The organism is Streptomyces sp. NPDC002309 (genome assembly GCF_053593375.1).
Genome location: NZ_JBSFCI010000016.1, coordinates 36,620 through 56,496, shown reverse-complemented (window position 1 = coordinate 56,496; position 19,877 = coordinate 36,620). Strand labels below are relative to the sequence as shown.

Below are 19,877 nucleotides of genomic sequence, written 5' to 3'. Positions count from 1 at the left end.
GGACCCGCGTCGCGCCACCGGCTGCGCGACGCGCACATGTCACCTGGGTCTCGTCCGTCGCCCGCCCCCTCACACGGATCGGGGAGATTCCGTGACGAGGGGTGTGCAACGCCTCCCCACGGGAGATCCTGGTGCCGCATGGACATGCTGACGGCGTGTCCCGGGGACGTGCGAACGACAACGGGGGAAGTGCGGAGAGTGGACAGCGCGCAGGAACGCGGCCTGGACGACAGGGCGGCAGGCCCCGCGGCACGGTCGGCGGAAACCGGAGCCACCCTGGAACTCCTGGTCCACGGCGTGGGCGGCGCCACGCCCGAGCACATGCTGGACGATCCGCGCACCGTGCGCGTCTCCGGCGACGACACGGCCGCGGTCTTCCGCCGCGCCGACGACGTGGACGCGGAGAACCGCCCCGCCGGCCACGCGACCGACGGCCGCCCGGTGCCCGAGGCCTACGTCTGGTGCAACCTCACCTCCGGGAACGGCGCACGAGCCCTGTGGCTGCTCTTGGTGCCGTTCATGGTGGCCAACCTCGCCCACTGGATGCGTCCCTCGGCCCGCGACCGCGCCCGCACGATCCGCCTCTACGGGCTGCTGGTGCGGCTCGTCGGTCTCAGCCTGACGGTGCTCCTGGTCGCGGCCGCGTGCGAGGTCGCGCTGGACCTCACCGCCTGGCAGTGCGCGGGCACGCGCGCGTGCTCCGAACGGCACACCTGGCTGGGCTTCCTGTCGCCCACCGCGTCCGGCGACGGCTGGTGGAGCCCGCCGGGCCGCCGTCTGGCCCTCGCGTCCCTGGTGCCCGCCGCCCTGGTCGGTCTGCTCTGGTACCTCTCCCGGCGCACCTGGAGCGCGTACGAGTCGGAGCAGCCGCTCGTCCGTGAACCCGCCGAGGAGCCCGCCCGCAGCGCGCTCGGCCGCCCCGGCTTCTGGTACGGCCGGCGCCTGGTCGCCCGGCTGCGCGGCGCCCACACCGCAGCCGGTCTGCTCACCGTGGCCGCCGCGGTCGTCCAGGCAGCCGCCCGCCGCGACCGTGAGACGGGCGGCCCGGCGGCCCTGGAGGCGACGGGCCGGGTGCTGGAGGCGGCGCTCGTCCTCGCCGCGGTCGCGGTGGTCGTGGTGGTCTGCCGGCGCGGCCGCAGCGAGAAGCACCTCGACCGGGAGATCGACGCCACCCTCGTACGGCACCTGCCGCTCGCCGCCCTGGTCCTGCTCGTCCTCACCCTGGTCCACGCCTGCTGGGAACGCCCGGCGTGGGAGTCGTCCGGCCGGCTGCCCGGCCACGCGGCCTTCGGAGGCATCGCCCTGGCCCAGGGACTGCTGGTGATCGTCCTCGCGGTCGTCGCCCACCTGCTCCACCGCAGCGACCCCGACCCGCGCGCCGCGATGCGGGGCCTCGCCGGACCCGCGGTCGCGATGCTGGCCTGCGCGCTGGGCGGCGTGATGTCCGGCGGACTCTCACAGCGCGTGGCCGACTGGCTGGACGGCACCCGGGCCTCCCTGCCCGGCCCGCCGGTCGTGCTGACCTGGCAGGCATCGGTGATCCCGCCGCTGCTCGTGATCCTGCTCCTGCTCGCCGGCTGGCAGGCGTGGCGCACCCTGCGGCAGGTCCGCGCCGAGCGCGCCGTCGTCGAGGAGGACTACGCGGGTGAGGCCAAGGATCCCGACCGCACCCGCCGTATCGCCCGCACGCGCGCGATGGCCACCCTCACCGACCGCGGTCCCCTCCTCGTCGCGGCCGTCGCCGTCGTCTCCCTGATCCTGGGCACCGGCGCGCTGGTCGGTGCGCTGGCCACGGACAAGGCCCCCGGAGCGGCGGCGCGGCACACCCACCCGATCGTCCACGGCGTCGCGGACACCTCCCAGGCACTCGGCTCCTGGCTGGTCGGCTTCGGCTTCATCCTGTTCGTCACCCTGGGCAGACGCGCCTACAAGGACATGTCCGCGCGGCGCACCGTCGGCGTTCTGTGGGACGTCGGCACCTTCTGGCCGCGCGCCGCGCACCCCTTCTCACCGCCCTGCTACGCCGAGCGCGCGGTGCCCGACCTGACCTGGCGGATCACCACCTGGACCCGCACGACCGGCGGCCGGCTGGTCATCTCCGGCCACTCCCAGGGCAGTGTCCTCGCCGCCGCCGCTGCCTGGCAGTTGACGCCGGCCGTGCGCGGCCGCGTCGCGCTGCTGACCTACGGCTCACCGCTGGAGCGGCTGTACGGCCGCTGGTTCCCCGCCCACTTCGGCCCGGCCCCGCTCGCCGCCCTGCACGAGGAGGTCGACCGCTGGCGCAACCTGTACCGGCTCACCGACCCGATCGGCGGCCCCGTTCACGTGCCCGGCGGCGACGGTCCCGAGGTCGACTGCGAGCCGATGCGCGACCCCCTCGCCCACGCCCGCGGCGATCTCCATCCGCTGCCCGCCCCGATCCTCGGCCACTCCGACTACCAGGCCGACCCGGCCTTCGACCGGGAACGCGGCCGCCTGCTCGACCGGCTCCACCCGGGGCTGCCCGGCCAGCGCCCCGGGGACACGCCCTGACGCGCACGCTCAGGTCGGCTCGGGCAGATCCTCCGCGTAGAGCAGGGTCAGCTCGTCCGTGCTCGGCTCGTCGACCTGGGCGACACGGCTCGCGTGGCGTTCCACCATCGCCTCGAAGGTCTGCCGCGCGGTACGGCCGTTGCCGAACGCGGGGCCCTTCGGCAGGTCCGTGAAGTACTTCAGCAGCGCCTCCGCGGCGCCCGGCGCGAGCCGGTACTCGTGCTCCTCGGCCTGCTGCTCCACGATCCGCAGCAGTTCGCCCGGACCGTAGTCGCCGAAGGTGATGGTGCGTGAGAAGCGGGACGCCACACCGGGGTTGACGGACAGGAAGCGCTCCATCTCGGCCGTGTAGCCCGCGACGATCACCACGACCGCGTCCCGGTGGTCCTCCATGAGCTTCACCAGTGTGTCGATGGCCTCCTTGCCGAAGTCCCGCCCCGCGTCCTCCGGGGACAGCGCGTACGCCTCGTCGATGAACAGCACGCCGCCCCGCGCCCGTTCGAACGCCTCCTGGGTGCGGATGGCGGTCGAGCCGATGTGCTCGCCCACCAGATCGACACGGGACACCTCGACCAGATGGCCCTTGTCCAGCACCCCGAGCGAGGCGAGGATCTCGCCGTACAGCCGCGCGACCGTGGTCTTGCCGGTACCGGGGGAGCCCGTGAAGACCAGGTGCCGCTTGACCGACGCGGCCTTCAGACCCGCCTGCTGCCGGCGCCGGCCCACCTCGATCATGTCGGTGAGCGCCCGCACCTCGCGCTTGACGCTGTCCAGGCCCACCAGGGCGTCCAGTTCACCCATGACGGCCTGGGAGGTCCTGCCCGGTGTCTGCGGCTGCGCGGCGGTGACGAGAGGCTCCTGCTCGGTCGTGCGCTGCCCGGGGATCGCGCCGAGCAGCCCCGGTGCCTGACCCGTCGTCTGGACGGCCGGCTCGGGGGGTGCCGTGGGGCTGCGCAGCCCGGCGCTCTCGTCGCTGGTGCAGTCCTCCACGACCGGTCCCGTTCCCGACTCGGCGTCGGGGCCGCCGTCCGCGAACTCGTAACCGCCGCGCGCGCACCGCTCCGTGCGGCACTTGCGGAGCGTCGTACGGCAGCCGTCGAGCACATGGAAGCCGTATCCGCCGCTGCCCCGCACCCGGCAGTCGAGGAAGCTGCCGCGACCGCCCGCCGAGACGTAGAACCCGGCCTCGGCGGGGGAGTCGACCGTGCACCGCTCGATGGTGGGGTCGGCCCCCTTGGTGACGATGACGCCGGTCTGGGTGCCGTCCAGCGTGCAGTTGCCGAGGGTGCCGCCGCTGCCGTGGTCCCGGAACCACGCGCCGGTCGCGGCGTCCCTGATCCGGCAGTCGTCGAGCTGCGCGGTCGCGCCGTCGCTCACCGACACGGCCGTGTTGCGCACCTGGAACAGGTCGCTGTCGACGACGTCCGCGCGCGAGCCGCGGTCGAGGACGAACAGCGCGTCGGGCACGTCGTGCACTCGGCAGGAGTCCAGCACCGCCGTGGCGCCGTCGCTGACCCAGACCGCAGGGTAGTCGCCGGTGCTGTCGAAGATCTCGCACTGGTTGGCGTCCACGCGCGTGCCCGGGTCCCACACCGACAGGCCGTTGCGCCCGAACTGCCGCACGCTGGTGCGGGTCATCGTCAGGACGGAGCGGGAGCGCAGATCGACCGCGTTCTCGGGGATGTCGTGGATACGGCAGTCGGCGAGGGTGAGCACGGCGTCCGTGTCGAGGGTGACCCCGTCGCCCGTGGTGCGGTGCACGTCGCAGTCCGTGAGGTGGGCCGTGGCCCGGCCGGTGATCTGCACTCCGCTCCCGCGGACCTCGTAGACCTCGCACCCCACGGCCTCCAGCGCGGAGTTCTCCCCGGTCGCGGTGAGGCCCGAACCCGCGGCGTGGTGCACCCGGCAGCGTTCCAGACGCGGATGCGCGCCGCCGCGCACGGCCACCCCGGCCTGCCCGGCGGCGACGACCTCGCAGTCCTCGAACACCCCGGCGCCGCCGTCGACCACCGCGATCCCGATGCCCGCCGGGTTGTCGACGGTGCACCGGCGCACGGTCGGCCGGGCGCTGCCGCGCACCTCGATCCCGGTGGCGGACCGGGTGACGACCCGGACGTCGGTCAGCTCCGGCGTGCCCTCCTCGACGAGCAGCGCGGGTGCCGCCGCGTCCTGGCCCTCCACGTGCAGGTCCTGGATCACCGCGGAGGCGCGCACGGTGAGCGGCACCCCGTCGGCGGGCGCGATCCGCACCGATCCGGGGGAGCCCTCGGGTCCGCGCAGGGTCACCGCCCGCTGCACGACGAGGTTCTCCCGGTAGGTCCCCGGGGCGATGGTGAGGATGTCACCGTCGGCCGCGGCCTCCAGGGCGGCGGCGAGCGAGGCGTACTCACCTGTGCGGCGCCGCCACCGCGAGGTACCCGCGTGCGTCACCTGGACCGTGCCCTGTGCCATGGCGTTGCCGTGCCCCCACCTCGGTCGTACTGATGCTCGATCGCCCGCGGCCACCACGGCCACCACGGCCGGTGCGGACCCGCGACCGCGCCCCGGCCCCTGTGACCGTCGCACGCTCGCGCGCTCGACACCGGCGCGCCCCTGAAGCAGGCTCGCGCGCAGGTCGATGCCGAAATTCGCTTCGGCCGGTCCACCGTAGCGTGCGCGCGGACGCCGGGTTGACCGGAGCCGGAAGGCCGTCAGATGCCGGTGCCGGTCCTGCCCCAGTCCGGGCCCACCCGGTCCCATTCCTGGTCCCAACGCGCGTACCGGCGAAGGACCATGCGCCACACGACGAGCCGTCTGCCGCCCTCGATCACGCACAGGGTCAGCAGTGCCGCGCCGAACCCGGCGAGCACGGCGTGCGTCGTCGCCGTCGCGGGGTCCAGGGGGCGCGCCACCGCACGCCCCTGCTCGTCGGCCCAGAACGTGAACCGGTCGCCCGGCGCGGGGTCCGTGAGCCGGGCGGCGACGGGCCCGTGCCGCTCGGTGCCGTCGGGGGCGGTCCAGTGGGCCCGCACCCACGTTCCGGTGTCCGCCGCCGCCGTCTCGGGGTCGGCGGCGAGCGTGGGCCTCTCCAGCTCCCGGATCACCGTGGCCGTCACCAGGTGACGGGACTCCTCCTGCTCCCGGACCGACCGGTGCAGGGCGTCCTGGGCGGCGGAGCCGGCGACAGCGCCGATGACGGGCGCGACGAGGAATACGAACAGCAGGGCGGCCAGTGCCACCCATGCCTCCCTGAGGTCGGTCGTGCGGCACAGCGGATTGTGCCGCCAGCGCCACAGGCCGCGAACAGCGAGCATCTTCCGCCCCCCTCCCGCTCCATGACACCCCCCGGCGGAGCCGTTCACCCCCCCCGTACCGGTCAAGGAGTGAGCGGCATCACCTGGTCCCCGGATCTCTCACGAACGCCTCACGGGATGTCCAACGCCCGGGTCACGCCCGCGGGTTCCCGCCCGGCGCACCCCGGCGGCATGGCCTACTCGAGGACGCGCACCGCGTCACCGACGCGGATCGTGCCCGGGGCGCGGGGCACGAGGTGCTGTCCGAAGATCAGGCGGCCGGCGATCCGGCGGTGCCGTCCGAGGGTGCGCAGGGGCTCCCGGCCGCGCTCGGCCGTCTCCTGGTCGGTGGTCGTCACGACGCACCGGCCGCACATCCTGGCGACCCGGAACTCGACCTCGCCGACGGCGATCCGCCGCCAGCCGTCCTCCGCCCAGGGCGCGCTACCTCCCACGACCACGTTCGGCCGGAACCGGTTCATCGGCAGGGGGCCCTCCTCGGCCGGACCGTCCTCGGCGATCAGCGAGTTCAGGGCGTCCAGCGAAGCGGCCGAGGTGAGCAGCACCGGGAAGGCGTCGGCGAACGAGACGGTCTCGCCGGGCAGCGCGTGGTCCGGATCGACCGGCCGGCGCGTGGCCGGGTCGTCCATGTGGACAAGGCGCGCAGACACACCGAGGTACGCGCTGCACCACGCGTGCGCGGACCCGTCGGCGAGGACCCCCTCCACCTTGTTGCCGAAGATGTCCAGCGTGACCGTGCCCGCCGCCTCCGGGACGGGCACGGTCAGCGGCTCCAGGCCGGGCCCGGACAGCCGGACGCCGCCGGGCACGAGCTCGGCGGCGGCAAGCGCGAGACGCGGGTGCTGACGTTGGGTGACGACCCTTCCCCCGTCGTCGATCAGCACCCAGCGTCTGTCCCCGGCCAGACCCCATGGCTCGACGACGGCCTCACGGGGCGCCAGGCCCCGGAACGCCTTGACCGGATGGACATGAATCGACAGCAGCTCCGCGTTCCCCATGAGGCCATCGTGCCAGCCGGCGCCGACGGCCTCACCGAGACCTCACCGAGAGATCACCGGGAGATCAGTAACCCCGGTACTGCTGGTTGTTGTAAGGGTCCTGGTACGGCGCCGGGTTGGGCCGGGGCGCCGCCGGGCGCATCGCCTCGTAACCCGTGCCGGGCGCGGCAGGGCGGGGCTGCTGCGGGCCGGGGTAGCCGCGCGGCGGGCCCGCCTGCTGCGGGATGTACGCCGTGGGTGCCTGCTGCAGCGGAGCGGGCTGCTGCGCCTGGGGGTAGCCGTACATGGGCTGAGAGGGGGCCGCCGGAAGGGCGGGCAGCGCGGACGGCAGGGCGGGCAGGTGGCTGCCGGGGGTGTCGTACGCGGCGGGGACCCGGATCGGGGCGATCTGCGGGGTGCCCCGTTCGGCCACGAGCGAGTCGTAGATCGGGGTGTCCGGGAAGGAGGCGGAGTAGTAGCCGCCGCCATAGGTGGAGCGGGGGGAGGTCATGGCACATAAGTTAAGCCAACGATGTGCTGGTTGGGGAGACCGATAAGAGGGTTGTTTTCCGTGTCGGCGGTGACGTGCGATCCCCAATGCGAGCGAACTTGGGAAAAAAGGGCATCGGGCGGTGTTCGGATCGTGTAAAGGCTCAGCTCCCGGGGGGTTACCGGCGGTTGACCATTCTCTTTCCGTACTCCTCCCGTACTCCTCATGTGCGTTCCGCGGGATGGGCAATACGTTGGGAGACGGCGACGAACGCGATGGGACGCCGGGGCGTGAGACCTGGCGTGGGGAGAGCTGATGGGGGCGGACATGTCAATGCCGAAGGGATCGAACGTCCCGGTGCCGACGACGGCGCTGCGGGTGGAACTGGGGTGGCGCTCCGGGCCGGGTGTGCCCGACACCGACGCCTCGGCGCTGCTGCTGGTGGGCGGGAAGGTCCGCTCGGACGCGGACTTCGTCTTCTACAACCAGCCGAGGCACTCCTCCGGGGCGGTCCGGCACGAGGGCAAGCGGGACGACGGCGGCCGGGTCACCGACACCCTGATCGTCGACCTCGCGCGCGTGGAGCCGGCCATCGAGACGGTCGTGCTCGTCGCGTCCTCCGACGGCGGGACGTTCGCGCAGGTGCCGGATCTGTACATCGAGGTCAAGGACGCCGGTCCGGGCACCGTGGCGGCGCGGTTCGACAGCACGGGCGCGACGGTCGAAACGGCGTACGTGCTCGGTGAGTTCTACCGGCGCCAGGGCGCCTGGAAGTTCCGTGCCGTCGGCCAGGGGTACAGCAGCGGACTGGAGGGCCTGGCCACGGACTACGGCATCACGGTGGACGAGCCGCAGCACACCGCGCCCGGCGCGCCGCCCGTCGCCCCCGCCCGGCCGTCGCACGTCACCCCGCCCCCCGCCCCGGTCGCGCCGCCGGTCGCCCCGCCCGCACCCGTCCAGCTCACCAAGGTCACGCTCACCAAGGCGTCCCCCTCGGTCTCGCTCACCAAGCAGGGCGGAACGTCGGGTGCCATGCGCGTGAACCTCAACTGGCAGGTGCGCAAACAGTTCTCGGGATGGGGCAGCAAGCGCGGTCGCGCGGTCGCCCTGCACGCGGACCTCGACCTCGACCTGTGCGCCCTGTTCGAACTCAGCGACGGCAGCAAAGGCGTCGTACAGGCCCTCGGCAACACCTTCGGGTCGCTGAACCGACCGCCGTACATCCACCTCGACGGCGACGACCGCACCGGTGCCGCGGCCGACGGCGAGAACCTCACCATCAACCTCGACCACAAGCAGGCGTTCCGGCGCATCCTCGTCTTCGTCACCATCTACGAGGGCGCCCGCTCCTTCGCCGACCTGCATGCCACGGTCACCCTGCGTCCGCAGTTCGGCGCACCGATCGAGTTCTCCCTCGACGAGTGCACGGTCCCCTCCCCGGTGTGCGCGCTCGCGCTCATCACGAACACCGGCCAGGACCTGGTCGTCCAGCGCGAGGCCCGCTATCTGGTCCCCGACCGCGGGGTGAGCATGCAGCGCGCCGTCGACCACGCCTACGGGTGGGGCATGAACTGGACGCCCGGCCGCAAGTGAGTCCGCGGCCGGCTCACCCCTCGTCGGGCAGGGCGTCCGGACGCGCGTAGGTGCGGCCCTTCCAGGCCGCACCCCGTCCCCTGTAGTGCCGCACCGCCGAGTCGACCGTCATGAGGAGGTACAGGGACGCGGTGAAGGGCAGCAGCGGAGCGAGCCACAGGGGCTGCGCGTAGTAGCGGAGCATGGGGAGGTAGGTCCCCGTCATCACGAGCCAGGCCAGCGCGCCCAGCACGGCGGTCGCGGTGCTCCCGAGGGCCAGGCCCGCGACGAGCGCGACCGGCGGCACCAGGTACACCACCGCGAGTCCGGCGACCGTCCCGGCCAGTAGGAGGGGGTTGTGCCGCAGCTGGGCGTAGGCGCTGCGCGAGACCATGCGCCACAGATCGTGCAGCCGGGGATAGGGACGCACGCTGTCCACCCGGTCGGCGAGCCCCAGCCAGATCCGCCCGCCGCCGGCGCGGACCGCCCGCGCCAGAGCCACGTCGTCGATGACGGAGTGCCGGATGGCGTCGGGGACGCGTGCCCGCGCGGCGGCCTCGGTGCGCAGCAGCACACAGCCGCCCGCCGCGGCCGAGGTCCGCGCGCCTTCCCGGCCGATCCGGCGGAACGGATACAGCTGCGCGAAGAAGTAGACGAAGGCCGGCACGACGAGCCGCTCCCACCGGCTGACGACGCGCAGCCGGGCCATCTGGGAGACGACGTCGAAGCCGCCGCTGTGCGCCGCCGCCACCAGCTCGCGCAGACTGTCCGGCGCGTGCGCGATGTCGGCGTCCGTGAGCAGCAGGTACTCGGGATCACGCGCGCGTGCCAGGGCGATTCCGTGGCGTACCGCCCAGAGCTTGCCGGTCCAGCCCGAGGGCGGCTCGCCCGGTGCGTCCACGGTCAGCGGCAGCCCTCCGCACCGCCGGGACAGCTCGCGCGCCAGCCCCCCGGTGCCGTCCGTACTGCCGTCGTCGATCAGGAACACCTCGGCCCGCCCGGGATAGTCCTGCGCGAGCAGCGACGGCAGGGCGGCCGGGAGCACCCCGGCCTCGTCGCGCGCGGGGACGACGACGCAGACGGACGGCCAGACGGCGGGCGGGGTCCGGGGCGGCAGCCGTACGTCCGTGCGCCAGAAGAAGCCCTGGCAGAGCAGCAGCCACAGCCAGGCGGCGAGAGATCCGGCGACGATCCACAGGAGGGCGCTCACCCGCGCAGTCTGCCCCACGGGGACGGCCGCGAGGGGGCCATCGTCTATCGTGACCGGGTGAAGATCGCGCTCATGGACTCCGGAATCGGTCTGCTGGCGGCCACCGCAGCGGTACGGCGCCTGCGGCCGGACGCCGATCTCGTGCTCTCCCTCGACCCCGACGGCATGCCCTGGGGACCGCGCACGCCGGAGGACCTCACCGAGCGCGCCCTGACAGTCGCCGAGGCGGCCGCCGCACACCGTCCCGACGCGCTCATCGTCGGCTGCAACACCGCCACCGTGCACGCCCTGGACGCCCTGCGCGCCCGTCTGGAACCCGCGCTGCCCGTCGTCGGCACGGTCCCGGCGATCAAGCCGGCCGCCGCCGGCGGGGGACCCGTCGCGATCTGGGCGACGCCCGCCACCACCGGGAGCCCGTACCAGCGCGGGCTCATCGAGGACTTCGCCGACGGCGTGGACGTTACCGAGGTCCCCTGCTGGGGCCTCGCGGAGGCGGTCGAACGCGCCGACGAGACGGCCGTCGCCGCGGCTGTCGGCGCCGCCGCCGAGCTGACCCCCGACGACGTCACGACCGTCGTACTGGGCTGCACCCACTACGAACTGGTCGCCGAACGCATCCGTGCCGCCGTGCAGCGCCCCGGCCTGCCTCCGCTCGTCCTGCACGGATCCGCCGGAGCGGTCGCCGCCCAGGCGCTGCGGCGGATCGGCGCGCGTGCCGACCCGTCGGCCACGCGGTCCGGCGCGGTGACGGTCCTGCTGAGCGGCCGCGAGGGCGCGTTGCCCGCGGCGGCGCTGACGTACGCCGAAGGCCGCATGCTCACGGCCGCCAGCCCCGTCCGGTGACCCCCGGTCACTGACCGGAACATCTCGGTCCGCGCCGGTCCTCGCGCCCGGTCGTCACCGTGAGCGACCCCCTACCCGCTCAGCGAAACCTGAGTAGTCTCAATGACATGAGGCACCACCCCCACGGCAAGCGCACCTCGCACCCCGACATCTGGACCGGCCGGGCGACGAACCGGGTCCAGTGGTTGCTGGCGCTGGTCGGCGCCGCCTGCCTGGCGCTCGGCATCCAGCTGGCCGTCGCCTCCGCGTGGACGGACGAGGGCCTGGCACCGCTGGTGATGTCCGTCGTCGGCTGCATCGCCGCCGGACTGCTGGTGTTGTTCGGCACACTCGCCTTCGTCCACGTCGCGCTGCGGGTGGACAAGGAGTGCCTCGAGGTGCGCTGCGGCCACATCGGGGTGCCGCGCCGCCGCATCCCGTTGTCGCAGGTCGCGGGCGCGGAGTTCGTACCGCACGTCACCCCGCGCCAGTGGGGTGGCTGGGGCTACCGCTGGCGGCCGGAGAAGGGCACCGCGGTCGTCGTCCGGTGCGGCGAGGGACTGGAGCTGCGGCTGTGGGACGGCCATACGTTCACGATCACCGTGGACGACGCCGAGGCGGCGGTCCGGGTCATCAAGGAGCGCCTGCGGCCGACCACGCCGGGCGCCGTGCGCTGACGCCTCGCCCGTCGGGAGCGGCTGCCCCGTCGCGTCGCCGGTGCGGCACACGGACCTCGCGGTGAGGGGGCCGCGGATCAGGGCACCGGGCTCTCCGAAGCGACGACGTCCCGCCCACGCGTGGGCGCCGGGACCAAGGGCCGAGCCGTGGCCAGCCCGGCGAGCAGACCGGCACCGACCGACACCGCCGTGAAGCTGAGCGCGTTGCCCACCGCGGCGATGGCCGCGAGCGCCGTCAGTGCCGCCGCCGCGCTCAGCGCGACCGGTGTGGGCCGCGCGGTGCGCCACAACGCGTACAGCAACCAGCAGAAGGCCGCGGCCAGCAGCGTCACTCCAACGGCCCCCTGTTCCGCCGCCTGCTGAAGTAGTACGGAGTGCGGCTTGCCATCGGACATCGGCGAGGCCGCCGAGGTGGCGCTGAGCTCCCCGAAGCGCCCCGGACCGACCCCCGTGACGGGGTCCTGGCGCGCCAGTGCCAGCGCGTCGCGCCAGAGCTCCACCCGGTGCCCGGTCAGCGGCCCCTCCAGGGCGGAGGCGAGTCCCGTGGGCAGCGTGCCCCCCGCGACCGCCCAGGTCAGCCCGGTCACCGACGCCGCCGCCGCGGCCAGTCCGGCGAGGCCGATCCCCCGGTGGCCCATGCGCCCGCCGGCCGCCAGCGAGCAGAGCAGCACCCCCGTACAGGCGACGACCCCGGTGATCGTGCCGAGCACGGCCGCCGTCGCCACGATCGCGACGGCCAGCGCCCACAGGGCCGGTCGCAGCGCGGGCAGGGCCGTGGACCGGGCGGCGCAGCACGCGGCGCCGACCGCGAGTGCCAGCAGGGCTGCGGTGGCACCCGCGTGTCCCAGCGGCGCGACCGGAGGCGGTCCGGGGGGCAGGTGGGGAGCCGTGATCGTCAGCGCGGCTCCCGCGAGCGCCGCGGTCACGGGCGCGGCGACCGGGGCGATCGCCCCGCAGACGCGGCCCGCGGCGTATCCCGCCGTCACGGCCAGCACCGCCAGCAGCTCGCCTTCCGGGCGGCCGCCGTGCGCTGCCGCGGTGATCAGCGACCAGAGGGCACAGGCGCCGAGCACGACCACCCCCGCCGCGTCCGAGGCGCCGCGTCTTCCGTCGTCGGCCTGCGCCTCGGGCACAGACGTCACTCCCGTGGACCCCACCCGTCCCCCCGAGACCGGTCGTTCCCCCGACCTGTTCGGGCCCGGGCCGTCCCGTCGCGCGACCTGGGCTCGGCCACACCGTAACGGCTTGTGGGCGGTTTGAGGACGTGTGTCACCGACTTGCCCGGGAACGGCGCCGCGGCCGTGCGACGGAGCGTCCCGACCGCGCTGTCGGCCGCGAAGCGGGCCGCCGTAGACTCCCGGAGTGACCGTCACCGCAACCTCCGTGGACGAGTCGGACGCCGCAACCCCGCGAACCGCGCCCGAGTCGCGCGCCGCGCGGTCGCTGCGCCGCCTGGTCCCGGCCGCCGCCGCAGCGCTCTCCGGAGTGCTCCTCTACGTCAGCTTCCCGCCGCGCACGCTGTGGTGGCTCGCGCTGCCGGCCTTCGCCGTCCTCGGCTGGGTCCTGCGCGGCCGTGGCTGGAAGGCGGCCCTGGGCCTCGGTTACCTCTTCGGCCTCGGCTTCCTGCTGCCGCTGCTGGTGTGGACCGGCGTGGAGGTCGGCCCCGGACCCTGGCTCGCGCTGGTGGTGATCGAGGCGCTCTTCGTGGCCCTGGTGGGCGTGGGCGTCGCGGCGGTGTCCAGGCTGCCCGGGTGGCCCGTGTGGGCGGCCGCCGTGTGGATCGCCGGTGAGGCGGCACGCGCGCGCGTGCCCTTCAACGGCTTCCCCTGGGGCAAGATCGCGTTCGGGCAGGCGGACGGCCTGTTCCTGCCGCTGGCCGCGGTCGGCGGGACACCGGTGCTCGGCTTCGCGGTCGTCCTGTGCGGCTTCGGGCTGTACGACGTCGTGCGCGTGGGCCTGACGGCGCGGCGCACGCGCGCGGTGCGGCGGGGTGCGGCGGCCGTGGCGCTGCTCTGCGCGGCGGTGCCGCTGATCGGCGCGTTCGCCGCGCGCCCGCTGGTGAGCGACCGGGCCGAGGACGGCACCGCGACCATCGCCGTCATCCAGGGCAACGTCCCGCGCGCGGGACTCGACTTCAACTCCCAGCGGCGGGCCGTGCTCGACTACCACGCGCGCGAGACCGAGCGCCTCGCGGCCGAGGTCGCGGCGGGCAAGGTGGCCAGGCCGGACTTCGTGCTGTGGCCGGAGAACTCCTCCGACATCGATCCCTTCGCCAACCCCGACGCCTACGCGGTGATCGACGGGGCGGCCAAGTCGATCGGGGTGCCCGTCTCGGTCGGCGCCGTCGTCTTGCGTGACGGCAGACTCCTCAACGAGCAGATCCTTTGGGACCCGCGGAAGGGGCCCGTCGACACCTACGACAAACGGCAGATCCAGCCGTTCGGCGAGTACCTGCCGCTGCGCTCGATGCTCGACATGATCAACAAGGACTGGACGTCCATGGTCCGCCAGGACTTCAGCCGGGGCGGCGATCCGGGCGTGTTCGCCATGGACGGTGCCACGGTCGGCCTCGTCACCTGCTACGAGGCGGCGTTCGACTGGGCCGTGCGCTCCGAGGTCGTCGACGGCGCGCAGCTGATCTCCGTACCGAGCAACAACGCGACCTTCGGCCGCAGCGAGATGACCTACCAGCAGCTCGCCATGTCCCGCGTCCGCGCCGTCGAGCACAGCCGGACCGTCGCCGTGCCGGTGACCAGCGGCGTCAGCGCGATCATCATGCCGGACGGGACGGTCAGCCGGCGGACGGGCATGTTCGTCGCCGACTCGCTGGTCCAGGAGGTGCCGCTGCGTTCCTCCCGGACCCCCGCGACCCGGTTCGGCATCCTGCCGGAGGTCGCCGTGGTGCTGGTCGCCGCGGGCGGCCTGGGCTGGGCGGCCGCCGCCGCGCGCGGGCGGCGCGCGGGTGGCCGGTAGCGGTACGCCGGCCGTACACGCCGGGAAGCCGTCCGGGACCGGGGACGGCTCCCGTTAGGGTCGGTCCCATGGCTACTCCTGACTTCATCCGCACCCTGCGGGCGTCCGCCGGCCACCAGCTGCTGTGGCTCCCCGGGGTCACCGCGGTCGTCTTCGACGACGACGGCCGGGTGCTGCTGAACCGCCGTTCCGACACGGGACGGTGGTCGCTGATCGGGGGCATCCCGGACCCCGGGGAGCAGCCCGCCGCCTGTGCCGTGCGGGAGGTGCTGGAGGAGACCGCGGTGCGGTGCCGCCCGGAGCGGGTGGTGACGGTCCAGGCGCTGAGGCCGGTCACGTACGACAACGACGACGTCTGCCAGTTCATGGACATCACGTTCCGCTGCCGGGCGATCGGCGGGGAGGCACGCGTGAACGACGACGAGTCGCTGGACGTCGCGTGGTTCGAGGTCGACGCGCTGCCTGATCTCCATGAGTTCGGGCGGCTGCGGATCAAGCAGGCCCTGATCGACTCACCCACATGGTTCGACCCCACCAGTTTCTAGCGAAGTATGGGGGCTGACCATATGGGTCGCCGGGCGAGGGCTGCCTAGGGTCGACCCCATGACCGCGTCCCGTGCCCTCCCGGGCCCCCACGCCCCCCTGCTCGACCTCGGCGGCCGCACGGCCCTCGTCACCGGCGCCGCCAGTGGCATCGGCCGCGCCTGCGCCCTGCGGCTCGCGACCGCCGGCGCCGAGGTCAGAGCGGTCGACCGGGACCAGTCGGGCCTGGAGGCGCTCGCCGAGCAGGCGGCGGGCCTGCCGGGCGGCGTCGAACCGCGCGTCCTCGACCTCACCGACCTGGACGCCGCCGAGGCCGCGGCCGCCGGCACGGACGTTCTGGTGAACAACGCCGGACTGCAGCTGGTGCGGCCCATCGAGGAGTTCCCGCCCGAGGTCTTCCACACCGTGCTCACCGTGATGCTGGAGGCGCCCTTCCGGCTCATCCGCGGGGCGCTGCCGCACATGTACGGCCAGGGCTGGGGCCGCATCGTGAACGTCTCCTCGGTGCACGGCCTGCGCGCCTCGGCCTTCAAATCGGCGTACGTGGCGGCCAAGCACGGTCTGGAGGGACTGTCCAAGACCGCCGCCCTGGAAGGGGCGCCGCACGGCGTGACCTCCAACTGCGTGAACCCCGGCTATGTGCGCACGCCCCTGGTCGAGAAGCAGATCGCCGACCAGGCCCGGGCGCACGGCATCCCCCACGAACGCGTGCTGTCGGAGGTCATCCTCCAGGACAGCGCGGTCAAGCGGCTCATCGAGCCCGAGGAGGTGGCGGAGGCCGTGGCCTACCTGTGCGGCCCGCAGGCGTCCTTCATGACCGGTGCGTCGCTCGTGCTCGACGGCGGCTGGACCGCGCACTAGTTCGACCCTTCTTCGGGGTGCCCGGAGTTTTCCACAGGGCTGACGGGGCGGCCCGGCGATGAGGAATCCTGTGACCATGTCCCGCGATCACGTGCAGTCCGCCGAGCGCCCCACCGGGGACCCCGAGGCGCCCCTGGACGGCGCCGAGGCGCCGTTCCTGGAGCTGCTGGCCCGTGGCGCGTCCGCCGACGCCTACGAGCAGCCCGTGCCGCTGGCCCGCGCCCAGGGCAGGCCGGCCTCGTGGATCGCGGCGCTCGAACACGCCAAGCTGCTCGCGCTGCGCGTCCGCTCGGAGCTGGAGGGGCGGCGGCGCCGGGAGGCCGAGCTGTCGGCGCTCTTCGAGACCGCGCACGATCTGGCCGGGCTGCGCGACCTGGACGCCGTGCTCCAGGCCATCGTGCAGCGCGCCCGGTCGCTGCTCGGCACCGACGTCGCCTACCTCAGCCTGAACGACCCGGCCCGCGGCGACACCTACATGCGGGTGACCGAGGGCTCGGTCGCGGCCCGCTTCCAGCAGTTGCGGCTCGGCATGGGGGAGGGACTGGGCGGCCTGGTCGCGCAGACGGCCCGGCCGTACGTCACCGACGACTACTTCAAGGACGGCCGCTTCCAGCACACCGACACCATCGACACGGGCGTGCGGGACGAAGGGCTCGTCGCCATCCTCGGCGTTCCCCTGATGCTCGGGCACCACGTGATCGGCGTGCTCTTCGCGGCGGACCGGCGCGCCAGGGTCTTCGAGCGGGAGCAGATCGCGCTCCTCGGCTCCTTCGCCGCCCTGGCCGCCGCCGCCATCGACACCGCCAACCTGCTCACCGAGACCCGCTCGGCACTCGCCGGCCTGGAGCGCGCCAACGAGATCATCCGGGACCGCAGCGGCGTGATCGAACGCGCCTCCGACGTGCACGACCGGCTCGCCGAGCTGGTGCTGCGCGGCGGCGGGGTGCACGACGTGGCCGCCGCCGTCTCCGAGGTCCTCGACGGCACGGTCGAGTTCACCGACGCCGGCGCGACACCCGCGCGGGCCCTGGAGGCTTTCCGCACCGAGAAGCACGCGGTCCGGCACGCCGGCGACTGGATCGCCGCCGTCGCCGCGGGCGGTGAACTGTTCGGCGCGCTCGTGCTGCGCGGCCAGCCCGGGCTCGACCCCGTCGACCAACGCACGCTGGAGCGCGCGGCGATGGTCACCTCACTGCTGCTGCTCGCCCGGCGCTCCGCGGCGGAGGCCGAGCAGCGTGTCCGCGGCGAGCTCCTCGACGACCTGCTCGACGCCCGCGACCGGGACCCGCGCCTGCTGCGCGAACGCGCGGCCCGGCTGCACGCCGACCTCGACGCCACCCATGTCGTCCTCGCCGCCCGCCTCGACGGTCCCGCGGCCGACGCCGACCAGGAGGCGGACGCGCGCCGGCGCCTGTGGTCCGCCGCGTCCCACCTCGCCGCCACCCGGCACGGTCTGGCCGCGGCCCGTGACGGCGGCACGGTCCTGCTGCTGCCCCTGGACACCGGTGACACCGCGACGGACCTGGCCCGCCGTACCGCCCGGCACCTGGGCACGGCCGTCCACGAGGCGGTCACGGTGGGCGCGTCCGCCCCGGTCGAGGACCTCACCGCCCACCCGGACGCGGTCGCCGCCGCCTACGACGAGGGACGGCGCTGCCTGGACGCCCTGCGTCTGCTCAGCCGCGGCGGGGACGGCGCCGCCGCCGAGGACTTCGGCTTCCTCGGCGTGCTGCTGGCCGGCGACCGGGACATCTCCGGATTCGTCGACCGCACGATCGGACAGGTGGTGGCGTACGACGAGCGCCGGGGGACGGATCTGCTGCGGACGCTGGACGCCTATTTCGCCTGCGGGATGAGCCCGGCCCGCACCAAGGACGAACTCCACGTACACGTCAACACGGTGGCCCAGCGTCTGGAGCGCGTGCGCCGCCTGTTGGGCGACGACTGGCACACCCCGGCCCGTGCCCTGGAGATCCAACTCGCCCTGCGACTGCACCGCTTGGCGAGCTCCCCGACACGCACCTGACCCCCGCACGCGACGGAGCGTGCGAGGGCCGGCGGTACGGGTCTCAGACGGTGTGCGCGTCGGCCGGCTCGGCCTTCGAGGACGCCGGACCGGTGTCGGCGTCGACCGCGCTCAGATCCCGGTTGCGGGTCTCCTTGGCCACCGCGACGGCGACGATCGTCAGGAGCGCCGCGGCGATCACGTAGAGCGAGATCGGTGTGGAGCTGTCGTACTCCGACAGTAGCGCGGTGGCGATCAGAGGGGCGGGCGCGCCCGCCGCGACGGAGGCGAACTGGGCGCCGATGGAGGCGCCGGAGTAGCGCATCCGGGTCGCGAACATCTCGGAGAAGAAGGCGGCCTGCGGCGCGTACATCGCCCCGTGCAGGACCAGGCCCACGGTCACGGCGAGGATCAGGTTGCCGAAGCCGCCGGTGTCGATGAGGGAGAAGAACGGGAACATCCACAGGCCGACGCCGACCGCGCCGATCAGATAGACGGGACGGCGGCCGATCCGGTCGGAGAGCGCGCCCCACAGCGGGATGACCGCGAAGTGCACGGCCGACGCGATGAGCACGGCGTTCAGGGCGGTCTGCTTGGAGATGCCGGCGGCGGTGGTCGCGTAGACCAGGATGAAGGCGGTGATGACGTAGTAGCTGATGTTCTCGGCCATGCGGGCGCCCATCGCCACCAGGACGTCACGCCAGTGGTGGCGCAGCACGGCGACCAGGGGCGTCTTCTCGGCCTGTGCGGTGCTGTCGGACCTGCGCGCCTCGGCCTGGGCGCGCGCCTGCTGGAACACGGGCGACTCGTCGACGGACAGCCGGATCCACAGCCCCACCATCACCAGCACACCGGAGAGCAGGAAGGGAATCCGCCAGCCCCAGCCGATGAAGGCGCTCTCGGAGAGGACGGCGGTCAGCAAGGACAGCACACCGGTGGCGAGCAGTTGACCCGCGGGCGCGCCGGTCTGCGGCCATGACGCCCAGAAGCCGCGGCGTCGCGCGTCCCCGTGCTCCGAGACCAGCAGGACGGCGCCGCCCCACTCGCCACCGAGCGCGAAGCCCTGGACGAGCCGCAGCACCGTCAGCAGCACCGGGGCCGCGCTGCCGATCGTGGCGTGCGTCGGCAGGAGGCCGATCGCGAAGGTCGCCCCACCCATCAGCAACAGGCTCAGCACCAGCAGCTTCTTGCGACCGAGCCGGTCGCCGTAGTGCCCGAAGACCAGCGCGCCGAGCGGCCGCGCCGCGAAACCGACGGCGTAGGTCAGGAACGACAACAGCGTGCCGACGAGCGGGTCTTCGTCCGGGAAGAACAACTGGTTGAAGACCAGCGCGGCGGCGGAGCCGTAGAGGAAGAAGTCGTACCACTCGATGGTGGTGCCGATGAGGGACGCGGCGACGATGCGCTTCAGTTTGTTCGGCGTCGGTGGGGCGGATGCTGCGGAGGTCATGTGCGCCACTTCCTCGTGTGCGGTGGGGACGGGTACGTGTCGCCACACGGTAGAAACATGCAGGTCAGGCGCACATGTGGCGGGGCAACATAGTTCGAGGGTTGGCTATGCGTGCAGCCACCATGCCGGCTCGTGGAAAGGCGACTCAGGGGATCGATGGCGGTCGAAACGGGTGCCGTCCGGGACGCGCAGTTAAGGATGATTTGACGGTACGGTGCTGACTCCCGTGCTGGTTTGGTGCTGACTAAAAGCCCACGTCATCACCCGTCTTCACCTGTCCCGTGCTGACTTGGTGCTGACTACGCTCCGTTGAACTCGGACATCTTGTGGCTGATCGGCTCAGGGCCGTTGCGTGGTAGGCGACCTGACTGATGGCTCGACCCGGCTTTACCGTTCGGCTCTGCGGGCACGGACAGAGCGCTGCGGTGTGGTGGTGGCGCGTTCGTCCCAGCAGATTCTTCGTCTGCTGGTG

15 protein-coding genes are annotated in these 19,877 nt (G+C 73.6%); 8 read left to right on the top strand and 7 right to left on the bottom strand.

Going from position 1 to position 19,877, the window contains the following annotated elements:
* Nucleotides 1-198: 198 nt before the first annotated feature.
* Nucleotides 199-2,532: a hypothetical protein gene (locus ACWCPM_RS15560; protein WP_450976689.1), complete on the top strand. Its 2,334-nt coding sequence runs from the start codon at nt 199-201 to the stop codon at nt 2,530-2,532.
* Between the two features lie 9 nt (nt 2,533-2,541).
* On the opposite strand, the gene ACWCPM_RS15555 is transcribed toward ACWCPM_RS15560, so the two are convergent.
* From ACWCPM_RS15555 to ACWCPM_RS15540, 4 genes are all read right to left on the bottom strand, one after another.
* Nucleotides 2,542-4,983: a right-handed parallel beta-helix repeat-containing protein gene (locus ACWCPM_RS15555; RefSeq protein ID WP_450976688.1), complete on the bottom strand. Its 2,442-nt coding sequence runs from the start codon at nt 4,981-4,983 to the stop codon at nt 2,542-2,544.
* A gap of 239 nt (nt 4,984-5,222) precedes the next feature.
* On the bottom strand, nt 5,223-5,825 hold the full coding sequence (locus tag ACWCPM_RS15550) for an Rv1733c family protein (protein WP_450976687.1): 603 nt from the start codon (nt 5,823-5,825) through the stop codon (nt 5,223-5,225).
* 176 nt (nt 5,826-6,001) lie between these two features.
* Nucleotides 6,002-6,823, bottom strand: coding sequence for an MOSC domain-containing protein (locus tag ACWCPM_RS15545; RefSeq protein ID WP_450976686.1), 822 nt, complete (start codon nt 6,821-6,823; stop codon nt 6,002-6,004).
* A 64-nt stretch (nt 6,824-6,887) separates the two neighbouring features.
* A complete protein-coding gene (locus ACWCPM_RS15540) occupies nt 6,888-7,313 on the bottom strand; it encodes a DUF6643 family protein (RefSeq protein WP_450976685.1) in 426 nt (141 codons plus the stop codon).
* A gap of 312 nt (nt 7,314-7,625) precedes the next feature.
* Between ACWCPM_RS15540 and ACWCPM_RS15535 the strand changes: the two genes are divergently transcribed.
* Nucleotides 7,626-8,885 carry a TerD family protein gene (locus tag ACWCPM_RS15535; RefSeq protein ID WP_450976780.1) on the top strand — a complete coding sequence of 420 codons (1,260 nt, stop codon included), beginning with the start codon at nt 7,626-7,628 and terminating at the stop codon, nt 8,883-8,885.
* Nucleotides 8,886-8,898: 13 nt separating this feature from the next.
* Here ACWCPM_RS15535 and ACWCPM_RS15530 read toward each other — a convergent pair whose 3' ends face one another.
* Nucleotides 8,899-10,092, bottom strand: a complete 1,194-nt coding sequence (locus ACWCPM_RS15530; RefSeq protein ID WP_450976684.1) for a glycosyltransferase — start codon at nt 10,090-10,092, stop codon at nt 8,899-8,901.
* Between the two features lie 39 nt (nt 10,093-10,131).
* Here ACWCPM_RS15530 and ACWCPM_RS15525 point away from each other — a divergent pair, with 39 nt between their 5' ends.
* Entirely contained in the window at nt 10,132-10,917 is a 786-nt protein-coding gene (locus tag ACWCPM_RS15525; RefSeq protein WP_450976683.1) for a glutamate racemase, read from the top strand.
* A gap of 107 nt (nt 10,918-11,024) precedes the next feature.
* Nucleotides 11,025-11,573, top strand: coding sequence for a hypothetical protein (locus ACWCPM_RS15520; RefSeq protein ID WP_450976682.1), 549 nt, complete (start codon nt 11,025-11,027; stop codon nt 11,571-11,573).
* A 77-nt stretch (nt 11,574-11,650) separates the two neighbouring features.
* On the opposite strand, the gene ACWCPM_RS15515 is transcribed toward ACWCPM_RS15520, so the two are convergent.
* The gene (locus tag ACWCPM_RS15515) at nt 11,651-12,706 is read right to left on the bottom strand and encodes an O-antigen ligase family protein (RefSeq protein WP_450976681.1); all 1,056 of its coding nucleotides are present in this window, start codon (nt 12,704-12,706) and stop codon (nt 11,651-11,653) included.
* A 229-nt stretch (nt 12,707-12,935) separates the two neighbouring features.
* On the opposite strand from ACWCPM_RS15515, the gene lnt reads away from it, so the two are divergent.
* The 4 genes from lnt (at nt 12,936) to ACWCPM_RS15495 (ending at nt 17,976) form a co-directional block, all read left to right on the top strand.
* The gene (gene lnt / locus ACWCPM_RS15510; protein WP_450976680.1) at nt 12,936-14,546 is read left to right on the top strand and encodes an apolipoprotein N-acyltransferase; all 1,611 of its coding nucleotides are present in this window, start codon (nt 12,936-12,938) and stop codon (nt 14,544-14,546) included.
* Between the two features lie 68 nt (nt 14,547-14,614).
* The gene (locus ACWCPM_RS15505) at nt 14,615-15,091 is read left to right on the top strand and encodes an NUDIX hydrolase (RefSeq protein ID WP_450976679.1); all 477 of its coding nucleotides are present in this window, start codon (nt 14,615-14,617) and stop codon (nt 15,089-15,091) included.
* A gap of 58 nt (nt 15,092-15,149) precedes the next feature.
* Nucleotides 15,150-15,950 carry a 3-hydroxybutyrate dehydrogenase gene (locus tag ACWCPM_RS15500; protein WP_450976678.1) on the top strand — a complete coding sequence of 267 codons (801 nt, stop codon included), beginning with the start codon at nt 15,150-15,152 and terminating at the stop codon, nt 15,948-15,950.
* 76 nt (nt 15,951-16,026) lie between these two features.
* Nucleotides 16,027-17,976, top strand: a complete 1,950-nt coding sequence (locus tag ACWCPM_RS15495) for a helix-turn-helix domain-containing protein (RefSeq protein ID WP_450976677.1) — start codon at nt 16,027-16,029, stop codon at nt 17,974-17,976.
* Between the two features lie 43 nt (nt 17,977-18,019).
* On the opposite strand, the gene ACWCPM_RS15490 is transcribed toward ACWCPM_RS15495, so the two are convergent.
* Nucleotides 18,020-19,405, bottom strand: a complete 1,386-nt coding sequence (locus ACWCPM_RS15490; RefSeq protein ID WP_450976676.1) for an MFS transporter — start codon at nt 19,403-19,405, stop codon at nt 18,020-18,022.
* Nucleotides 19,406-19,877: the final 472 nt, after the last annotated feature.